Source organism: Ruficoccus amylovorans, assembly GCF_014230085.1.
In the GTDB taxonomy this organism is placed as follows: Bacteria; Verrucomicrobiota; Verrucomicrobiia; order Opitutales; family Cerasicoccaceae; genus Ruficoccus; species Ruficoccus amylovorans.
In genome coordinates, this window is record NZ_JACHVB010000006.1 from 1 (window position 1) to 10,691 (window position 10,691).

At 61.2% G+C, this 10,691-nt stretch carries 5 protein-coding genes; 4 read left to right on the forward strand and 1 reads right to left on the reverse strand.

Annotation, left to right across the window (positions count from 1 at the left end; translation table 11 throughout):
- Positions 1-59: 59 nt before the first annotated feature.
- The 3 genes from tnpA to tnpC are packed head-to-tail and all read left to right on the forward strand — an operon-like array spanning position 60 to position 2,307.
- Positions 60-410 (forward strand): IS66 family insertion sequence element accessory protein TnpA, encoded by a 351-nt coding sequence (gene tnpA / locus H5P28_RS00515; protein WP_185673692.1) that lies wholly within the window; start codon positions 60-62, stop codon positions 408-410.
- On the forward strand, positions 404-748 hold the full coding sequence (gene tnpB / locus H5P28_RS00520; protein WP_185673693.1) for an IS66 family insertion sequence element accessory protein TnpB: 345 nt from the start codon (positions 404-406) through the stop codon (positions 746-748). The genes tnpA and tnpB overlap by 7 nt, the downstream gene beginning before the upstream one ends.
- A gap of 59 nt (positions 749-807) precedes the next feature.
- Positions 808-2,307, forward strand: coding sequence for an IS66 family transposase (gene tnpC, locus H5P28_RS00525; RefSeq protein ID WP_185673694.1), 1,500 nt, complete (start codon positions 808-810; stop codon positions 2,305-2,307).
- A 227-nt stretch (positions 2,308-2,534) separates the two neighbouring features.
- On the opposite strand, the gene H5P28_RS00530 is transcribed toward tnpC, so the two are convergent.
- On the reverse strand, positions 2,535-9,785 hold the full coding sequence (locus tag H5P28_RS00530; RefSeq protein WP_185673768.1) for an autotransporter outer membrane beta-barrel domain-containing protein: 7,251 nt from the start codon (positions 9,783-9,785) through the stop codon (positions 2,535-2,537).
- A 114-nt stretch (positions 9,786-9,899) separates the two neighbouring features.
- On the opposite strand from H5P28_RS00530, the gene H5P28_RS00535 reads away from it, so the two are divergent.
- The coding region (locus tag H5P28_RS00535; protein WP_185673769.1) for a TetR/AcrR family transcriptional regulator at positions 9,900-10,691 on the forward strand (792 nt) is incomplete at its 3' end.

Here is a 10,691-nt window from a genome sequence, read left to right on the forward strand (position 1 = left end):
GTAACCGTCCGGGCTTGGTCCCACTTTTCAAAGCAGGCAGTCTGGTGTAAGATTTGTGGATGGATTTGGAGTTGGTGGATACGGGGGCGAAGCGCGACAGTCGGGGTCGTCGGATCGAGAGTCGTGAGGAGCGTGAGCGTTTACTTGAGAGCTACGATGGGAGCGGATTGACGCAGAAGGCCTTTGCGCGGCGCGAGGGAGTGGCCTACAACACGCTGGTGTACTGGCTCAAGCAGCGTCGCGAGCGCAGTCAGGCAGGTGGAGGCGTCGAGTCTAAACCTCTTTTCCATGAGATGACGGTGCCGTCCTGCGGGGCCTCTTTGTTGGAGGTATGTTTGCCGGAGGGGCTGATCTTGCGCGGGGGCGATGCGCAGTCGCTGGCGGCATTGGTCAAGGCGTTGCGATGCTGAGCTTGCCCCATCAGCTGCGAGTTTTTGTGGCGGTGGAGCCGGTGGACATGCGCAAGCAGTTTGACGGGCTGTGGGCGGTGGCACGGGACCACTTGGGCGAAGATCCCAAGGGCGGGGCGCTGTTCGCCTTTACGAACAAGACGCGCAACCGCCTAAAGCTGCTGTATTTTGACGGGACGGGGGTGTGGGTGTTTGCCAAGCGCATCGAGCAGGGGCGGCTGAGCTGGCCGATCGGCAGCGACACACGCAAGCTGACGATCACCCCGGCGGCGATGACCATGCTGATGAACGGCATCGACCTGAAGCAGGGGACGCTCAAGGCGTGGTACGAGCGTTAAAATCAGCACGGTTCTCAACACTGTCTTGACGGCCATCGTATCATGTTTTGGATACAGGCATGGACAGCGACGCGGGCTCCCCGGATGTGGAACAGTTGCGGCGCATCGTCGATGAGCAAAACGGCGTGATTGCGGTTTTACGCGAGCAGGTGGACTGGCTCAAAAAGCAGCTCTTCGGGGCGGGCAAAAGTGAGAAGCTCGACAGCGCTCAACTGCGCTTGCGCCTGGACGACCTGGAGCGCCAACTCGAAGCGGTCGAAAAACAAAGTATCGCTTACGAACGTCGTGCCCCCAAGGCGGGCAAACATGAAACGCCTGCTGAGCGCTTCAAGGACCTGCCGGTGGAGGAGACCGTGGTGATTGAGCCGCCGGAGGTGCAGGCCGAGCCGGAAGCCTTTGAGAAGATCGCCGAAGAAGAGACCCTTGAAGTCGATATCCACCCGCCGAAGCTGTTTAAACGCCGCCTCGTTCGCCCCAGGTATCGCCGCAAGCTTGACCGCTCGCAGCCGCCGGTGGTGGCCCCCGCGCCCAGGCGCGTGATCGACGGCAGCTACGCTTCGGCGGGCCTGTTGGCCTGGATCGTTTTAAGCAAATACGTGCAGCACCAGCCGCTTTACCGCCAGGAAAAAGCCTCGTCCATGTGGGGCGCACCTTTGTCACGAAAAACCATGACAGACTGGGTCGAGGCCGTAGCCGAGTGGCTCAAGCCCATCTACAACTACATGCGAACGGACTTGCTCGCGGGCCCCTACATCCAGGCGGACGAGACGCCGGTGCGCTACTGCGACTCCGACCACAAAAAAGGCAAAACCGAACAGGGCTGGCTCTGGGCCATCTCGCGGCCCGGCGGCGACGTCGTCTTTGACTGGCGGCTCTCTCGCCGACACGGCGAGCTGACGTCATTGCTGGACGGATACACCGGCCTGCTCCAGTCCGATGCCTACGGCGCCTACGAAGACTATGCCTCGGGCAACAAGGACGTCATCGCCCTGGGCTGCATGGCCCACGTCCGGCGCAAGTTTTACGACGCCCTCGCCTCCAACAAACGCGAAGCCACCCTCGTGCTCCGACTCATGGCCAGGCTTTACGAACGCGAGGCCACTTACCGCGAAGAAAACCTCGTCCCCGACGAGCGCAAACGCCGCCGTCAGCGAGAAAATGAGATCACGCTGACCCGCCTGCAAAAGGTCATCTCCCTCGCCAGCCGAAAGGCCCTCCCCAAGTCCGCCCTCGGCAAGGCCTGCGCCTACGCCATCTCCCAGTGGCCCCAGCTCGTTGCCTTCCAAAAACACGGCATCGCCGAGATCGACAACAACCTCATGGAAAATGCCATCCGCCCCTCAGCCCTGGGAAAGAAAAACTTCCTCTTCATCGGACACCCCGAGGCCGGCCAACGATCCGCCATCATCTACTCCATCGTCGTCTCCTGCCAGCGCCACAACATCGAACCCTTCCAATACCTGCGCAACATCCTCTCGCGCCTCCCCAATATGACCAACCAGCACGACATCAGCGCTCTGTCACCTGCCAAATGGTCACCAATAGCAACCCAAGCCTGAATCCAAATCGTAACCAGTGGGAAACCCCAAGGGTTACCAGAGAGAAAAATCCACCCTCACAAAGGCAACTCAAGCAGGACACACTCCGGACGCTTACTCTTATTGTAACTAACCTTAGCTTGAGAGTGTGTTATCGCCCCCTGGGGATAAATAGCACTGGCAAAAACCAAGTACACATCAATTGAAGTCGCTAAACGATATAGCTCCCGCATGCACAAGGAAGGCCTCTAAAAAGTCCAGCCTACGCTAAACGTCCCTCCGTTCGTATTAATGTTTTCAGAGTAGGCTCCATTGTATTGCAACCCAACGCTGACATGCTTGCTGATTTCCAGGCGCAGGCCGGCATCCAGGCGACCCGTAACGTCATCCATGGGAAGCGACGTGGTGAAATTCGGGGTCGCCCCCGAAGCGCTGACCAGACGAGCTTCCTGGTTCCAGGTATTATCGGAAAGAAAGGTCACGCCAGCATTGACATAGGGGTGAAGCGCCATGCCGTTATCCAGATCGATACGACCGCCGATCTCCAAACGCGGCGTCACGACAAAGGTCGTCTGATCCCGGGACTCGACCTGTAGACTGAGCGAGCCCGCTCCGCTTTCGGTATAGCCCTCGGCAAAGACAGAAACCACCCCGAAGGAGATATTCGGACGCAGATAGAAGTAAGTCATGGGGACCGTGTAGTCCACCCTTAAGAGCCCGCCCACGCTATACACAACGGGGGAGCCATGCGCCGTCCCCCCGGTTCCGGTCAGCGTAAGGGCACGGCTGGTGTCATAAGCGCCGCCTCCCCCGAAAGCCGAGAGACTGAAAAGCCACTGATCCATCTCGTATTTGACAAAAACCGCCCCCAGAGCGCTGCTTCCATCTGCTTTGCTGAAGCCGTCCTGGCTCTTCAGCCAACTGTATTCGTAGGCTACGGCACCGCCGAGAAACCAGTTTTGAGCGATTTCATCCTGGCCGCCCACTTGCTGAACAGTGGTGTTGAGCCGGAAAGTTGGTAGCCCCCCATTGTTGCCATGCCAGGCGTTATCCCCACTGCTATGGAACCACACACCGGAAGTTTGCTCCAGCATGACGGAGTCCCCCCGGAAGCGTGCACCGTCGAGGGCATTGTCCCCGAACCCGATCAATTCCTGCGTACGAACCGCCCCCATTCCGAGTGTCACTCCGGGCGAGAGTTGGGCGAGTGCGCTGGAATAGGCACTCTGGCTGACACCAGCGGCATCAGCCAGAGCGTTTAGCACACTGCTCAGGCCACTGCTACTGCCGGCATCCCAGATAGACTGAAGATGGACGGCAACTGCCTGGGGATTATCTTCCAACGAAAAAGCGGACGTGGTGAAGTCGGCATTGGTGGTGACGACCCATGTGCTTCCGATCGTGCTGGCCACATAGCTTACGATCGGGCTGCCCTCGCTGTCCACGACGGTCAGAGAGCCGGCTGGCGCGTTATCAAACTGAAACACCGTCACGCTGCCCGGTGAGAGGCTGCTCCGGTCAATGGCAAGCTGGCCGTCGAGAGTGGCATTACCCTGCACGTGAAACAGGTCCGAAGCGCCAGAGTCGAAATCAGCGCTCATCTGTAAAACCCCGGTCGAAGTCTGGGTAAAGTCGCCCGTCACCGTGACTTGCTGATAACCGCCCGAGGCGAGCACCGTGCTGATGCGACCGCTGTTATTGACATTCGCCTGAATGGTATCGACCGCATACAGGGTATTACTGCTGTAATTGTTGAAGGTTCCCAGCGCACCGCTGTCGTTTTCCAAATCCACTGTACCGGTAACCGTCCCGTAGTTGTTCACCGTCAAGGTACTGCTGCCGGTATATTGGACGGCGACCGAACTCCCCGCATCGACCGTCGCGCCGGCTTCAACCGTGACCACGTTGTCAGCATCGCCTCCGTCCACCCAGATGGCGGCCTTCGAGTCATCGCTGGCAGTGACCGAGGCACCGTCGGACACATTCACGGTTACCATTGAGCCTTCACCATCCTGCCCCGAACTCTGGGCGAAGACACCCACACTGTCTGCACCAGTCGCCTGCACTGCGCCAAAAACATTGATGCCGACGGCACCTCCCGTGCCGCTTGCTCCCGTCGAGATCGTCCCGTTGCTACCGAGGTAGAGAGAGTCTCCATCAGCGTAAATGCCACCTCCCGCCCCCAGGCTCTGCGCAAGGATACCGTAAGCGGATGTTCCGCTCGTCGTTATATCATACACCTCGACGATAACCTCTCCGCCATCGCCCTGAGCAGCCACTTGTTCGCTCCCTGACAGTATCGACGAGACCTCCACGGAAGATCCGGACAGGCCGCCGACCAGTCCACCGCCGCCGCCGATGGATTGCGCGACAACACCATGAGCCCCGACTCCCGAAGTCGTGATGGCACTCCCCGGGGACAGACTAATCGTAACGTCTCCACCCGTGCTTGAGGTTGTCGAGGCCGCCCCGAGCGTGGCTTCGCCGCTGTTGGCGTACTGGGTATATGCGGCACCGCCGCCGCCGCCGATAGACTGCGCCAGGACGCCGATGGCGTTGTCCCCCGCCGTGGTGACATTCAACTGCGTGTTGGACATGGTGACAGTGCCGCCATCGCCCGAATCCGACGAGGAACTGCTTCCCCCTAAACGAATCGCGATATCCGTGTCGGCGTCCGGTGTGGCATCGCTGCTGCCCTGCCCGACAAAGCCGCCGCTACCTCCGATCGACTGTAGCAGCATGCCGTGAGCGAAATCGCCCTGCGTCGTGATGATGGCGCTGTTCTGGCCGCTGGACGCGCCACCCACCACGACTTCGCCGCCGTCGCCCGCGCCGCCCGTCCCGATCTGGATGCCGTCCCCACTCTGCGATGCGCTGACCCCGCTGGAATCGATATGGGCGAAACCGCCGCCTCCACCAATGCTCTGCGCCACGATACCCATGGCTCCCAAACCGGTATCCGCGGTGCCTGTTGAAATCGTAGCGTCGATCAGGTTCAGGAAAACCTCAGCACCCGAGCCACCGGCCCCGGAAGAACCGCTGCTCGTTTGTCCCATCGACACATTTGCCGTGGTCGTGGAGCCCGCCAGCACGGCGTAGGATGCCTTGCCGCCGCCACCACCGATCGACTGCACCAGGATGCCGTGGGACCAATCGCCCTGCGTCGTAGTCGTGCAACTATCGACCAGGAGATCAACCTGCCCGCCGTTACCGTCCGAAGCCGAGCCGCTGTTCTTGCCCAGTGTCATATCGACGTTGCCGTCACGCAGGCCGGAGAGCTTGAACTTCTTGGTCCCGGAGCTGGCTTGGCCGCCGCCACCGCCAATCGACTGCGCCAGGATGCCGATCGAGTCGGCTCCCTTCGTCGTGATCGTCCCGTAATCGTTGATGCTTACCGTTCCACCGCTACCGCTGGTGTAACCGGTATCGGAAATATCCACCCCCAGGGAAAGCGTTGCCGAGCCGTTGGCACTGCCGTCGGCACCATCGCCTCCCCCGCCACCGATGGACTGGGCGAAGATGGCGTGCGCGTGATCACCGTCGGTGACAATGGAGCCGACATTCGTCACGGCGACTTCGCCGCCCCCTTCTCCACCGTCGCCTCCCTTTCCACCGACGTTCACGGAAATGTCCAACTCGCTGTCCTTGGAATCGTTGCTGGTGGCGGAACCGCCGGTCCCGCCACCGCCGCCAATGCTCTGCGCCAAAATGCCGTAGGAACGCTCGCCGCTGGTGGTGATAACTCCACCGGCCATGGCGCTTTCTCCGTCAACCGTCGTCTCAACCGCCGCGTTTGTCACGGCAACCGATCCCCCCTGGCCAGCGACGCCGCCGGCACCGCCCACATTCACCGATGCCGTATATGTCTGGGAATCGTCACCGTCACTAGAATCGTCGCCACTGTCGCCCTCTTCGTCGCTTGCGGTGGCATAGAAAGCCGTCGCCGAAACGGTGCCGGAGCCACCACTGCCATTGCCCGGGGCAGAATCTCCTCCCGAGTCGCCGCCGGAACCGGAGTCGTCGCCATCATCATCGCTGGAAGAGCCCTTGGCGTCGGCGCTGCCGCCATTGCCACCTCCCCCGCCGATCGACTGGGCGACGATGCCCGAAGCATCCCCGGCAGAGGTAGTGATCGTTCCGTTGTTCGTGACTGTGACAGAGCCGCCATCACCGCCCGCACCGCCCGAGCCGCCGACATTCACCGAGACCGTATAAGTATCCTGCGAGGAAGCCACCCCGCCACCGGCATCGCCTCCTCCGCCGCCAATGGAGTGCGCGACGATTCCCTTCGAGCCGGCCCCACTGGTGCTGATTGTTCCGTTGCTCGCGTTCGTCACCTTCACGCTACCGGCCGCGCCGCCGGTGCCGCCGCTGCCACCCAGTGAAATCGTGAGGCCCACGCTGGTCGAACTGTCATCATCGTCGTCATCGTCATCGCCCGCACCGACCTTGGTGCTGCTGTTACCGGTGCCCCCAGCCCCGCCACCTCCGCTGATCGACTGAGCCAGAATCGCCGTCGAGTTTTGTCCCGAGGTTATGATGGAGCCGGCCTGGGTGTCACCATCGCCGTTAGTGATGACAATGTCCCCTCCGTCGCCCCCGGAGCCGCCCGTGGCCCCCATCGCCGTGGTGATGTCCAGATCCAGGGTCTCGCCACCGTAGGAAGTGGAGGTCGCGGTCGCATCGCCGCCAACCCCGCCCCCGCCGCCGATTGACTGAGCCAGGATCCCGTAAGAGGAGTCGCCATAGGTGGTAATCGTGCCGGTATTATTGCCGGTGAGCGTACCGGTCACGGAGCCGCCGGTTCCGCCACTGCCCCCGAGCGAATAGCTATAAGAAACGGAAACAGGGATATCTTCGACACCGAAAGAGTTGCTCTTGGAAGTGGCGGATCCGCCCTTGCCACCGCCTCCGCCGATGGCCTGAATCAGCATGCCGATGGAATTGGCTCCGTCGGGAACGGGGCCGGAAGTGCCCGCCGTGGAGGCATCGCCGGTGGTGATCGTACCGGAGTTGGTCACGCTGAGGTCATCCTCCACGTTGCCACCGTCACCGCCCGCCCCCCCCAGCGACAACGAGACAGAGACGACCGCACTGGAGACTTTGGCAATCGCGGCCCCACCGGTTCCGCCGCCACCACCGATGGACTGGGCCAGAATCCCGTCCGACTGATTACCGTTCGTCGTGATCGTCGCGGCCGAGTCGATCATGAGGCCCCCGCCGTCGCCGCCCTTTCCGCCGGTGCCGCCAATCGCGTCGGAGATAAAGGTCCCGTAGGATTTGGCGTAACCGCCGTTGCCGCCACCACCGCCAATCGACTGGGCGATCAGGCCTCCGGAGAAATCGCCCGAGGTGCTGATCGTTGTTGCCGCGTCCAGCGCAACGTCCACGCTTACGCCGTCTCCACCGCTGCCGCCCGAACCGCCTACCGCAGTAAAAACTCCGACCGCGTTGCCGCCGTTGCCGCCGCCACCCCCGACCGACTGGGCCAGGACGCCGATGGAGCCATCGTCATACGTGGTGATCGCGGTCGAACCGCTTGTCGTGACCGAATCGATTTTATCACTGTATTGGGGGTACTTGGAGGCGTATTGGGCAAGGGTGGCACTGTCGCCTGCGAGCAAGAGGTAAACATCACCGCCGTCGCCACCGCTACCGCCTGCGTCCCCGATGAAGGCCGTCGCGTGGGAGCCCCCGGCAGTCCCACCGCCGCCGCCGATGGACTGACCAATGATGCCGATCGAGCCCGCCCCGCCACCCTGGCTATTGCCGGTCGAGATCGTTCCGGTGTTGACAACGAGCACCGTTCCGCCGTCCGAGCCTCCCTGATTAGCGTTCGCGTCTGTCGAATTCCCGACCACCGTGCCGGTGGTCCATTCCCCGTTTTCCACCTCACCATCGACCGTCACGCGCATCAAGCCGCCGCCGCTGCCGCCGCTACTGGCGATTATCGCGTGAGCCGACGCGCCCAACGTGCTCACGCTGCCGGCATTGACCAGCACAACTTCCCCGGCCGATGAGCTCAGATTGCTGGATATCGAGGAGGCACCCAGATAGGTCAAGCTATCGTCCCCGCTATTGGCCACCTGCCCGGAACCACCCACGGACAGGGCTGCCAGGCCCACCGACAACTCCCCGTACGTGGTGACGGAGCCGTTGTTGGCCAGGGTAACGTCACCGGCATAGCCTACGCCCCCGGTATTGGCACTGCTGCTGCTCCCCGCCAAGTCCAACACGCTCGCCGTTCCCGCGCTGATGGCGAGCACCCCGAGGCTATAGGTCGATAAAACCTCACCGGTAGAACTATCGTACTGACCGGCGTTAATAACCGAACCACTCTCAAGGGTAACGGTGACATCCTCGTTCTGCACCTGCAAATCCGGCTCACTCTCCGAAGAAGAAGCTCCCGCCAGACTGGCCGCAATAATGCCCGCCCCGCTCGCCCCGCTGACATGGATGCCCGCCCCGGACTGAAGCGTGACCTCAACCTTTCCGCCCGCTCCCGATGTGCCCCACACCGAGTTCATGTCCTCTGTGATGTTGATCGTGCCGCCGGCTCCCCCGAGGGAAACGGCCAGGATGCCGACCGAGTTGTCGGAGATTCCTGAGATAATGCCGCCAGCCGTGACGCTGACATCACCGCCGTCTCCAGAGTTCCCGATTCTGGCCTTCTCGCCCTGCTCCTCGTAGCCGGGCATCCCTCCCTGCGAAAGCGCGTAAATGCCTGCCGTGTACATTACATTGCTGTCATCGAAGGAGACCACGTTCTCGATCAAGGAGCCGGCCCCGGTCGTCACGGTGACCGTGCCGCCATCCCCGCCGTCTCCGGCATAGCCGTTGCCTTGCTGCGTCAGGAAACCGCCATTGCCTCCGGTCGATTCCACCATCAAAATCCCCATGGCCTCAAGTACACTGGAGTCTCCAGAGCCGGAGTTATCAACCACCCCTTCTATCTGCGCACTACCGGAATGCGTGAAGGTAACCTCGCCACCGTCATAGCCGTCCAGCCATTGGTTCAAATTTACGTCTTCTGAGGGCACGCCGTTCACCCCATAGGCTCCGTGGGAAGCGGCCCAAATCACACCCAGCGCGTCCTGGGGGATATCCACCCAGGTGATGTTTGCCTGGTTAACGGCGTTGACGGCCATGCCATCGGAACTGCCATCGGGGGAGGGGGCCGAGGTGGAAAACATATACCCCTCACCGAGAACCGCCACGATGAACTGCGAGCTCGCTTCGCCCATGTAGTTCCCGCTGAGCGTGACATCCATCGTATCGGCCCAGGTCAGATCATCGCCCGAGGCCACCTGATACAGGGCTGGAACCGCGTTGCCCTCACCCACATCAAGCGTAAGGATAACCGTCGAGTTATAGTCGCCGGAGTAACTGACGCCCCAAGCTCCGTACTCATCGATGACCGAGGGCTCCGCCCGGAGAATGGAAGGCAGGCTAAAGGGAACAGACAGGAGACACGCGACAAGGATGGCTGATCGTTTCATGACAACGGATTTTCCTCGAAGTATAAAGGAATCTCCCCATCCTCAAGACTCGTGCGACAAGCGGTAAAAACAATCGACAAGCGGCACCCCACCCCACCCCCATTCGCAGCCTAGATGACACCCAGGGAACAGATTGGCAAGCAGGCCGAGCGGGAATACATCCTGCATGGGAAACGAGGGGTGACGCCTAAAAATCTGGCTCACAAAATGGGCGTAAAGCTCTCGGCCCTGAGCCAGCTGTTCCCCACCCGCGAGGACCTCATACTGGAAGTTTACCGTATCAATGTGCAGGAGATGAACCGGGAACGCGAGGAGGCGCTTGACCGCGCGTTAGTGGACAGCGGCGGCAAGCCGCTATCGATCGAATCGATAATGGACGCGCGTATCCTCCCTTTGGCCCGCCGATGCATAGAACCGCATAAAGGCGTGCAGTACCAGGTGGGGCTCTCCCGTTTTTTCACCGAGAGCTCCTCGATAAAAAACCGTATCCTTCACGAGCAATTCGCCGACCTGACTCAACGGTTTATCGATGAAATCGAACGCGCCCTGCCCTATTTGCCCCGGGAGGAAATCCGGCGGCGGTTTCAAATGACGATGGCCGCGATGCTCGGCGTCTGCGGCATTCTGGATATGGCCGCCTATGGCAAAGAACCCGCCCGGTCCGAGCAGGAAATGTGGAAAATGGTCCACGACCTGCGCGATTTTCTCTGCGAAGGCTTTTCCGCCCCTGTTCAAGATCGGCATTCGCCCTCCTCGATCCACCTTAACGACGGTGGCCGCCAATGGCAGGTTCCCCTCAAGGACATCGCCTGCATCAACGCAGACGGCGACTACAGCAGGGTGTACTACGCCTCTGGTGGGTGCGACATGGTACGCCAGACGATGAAAGCCTGGGAAAGCATACTT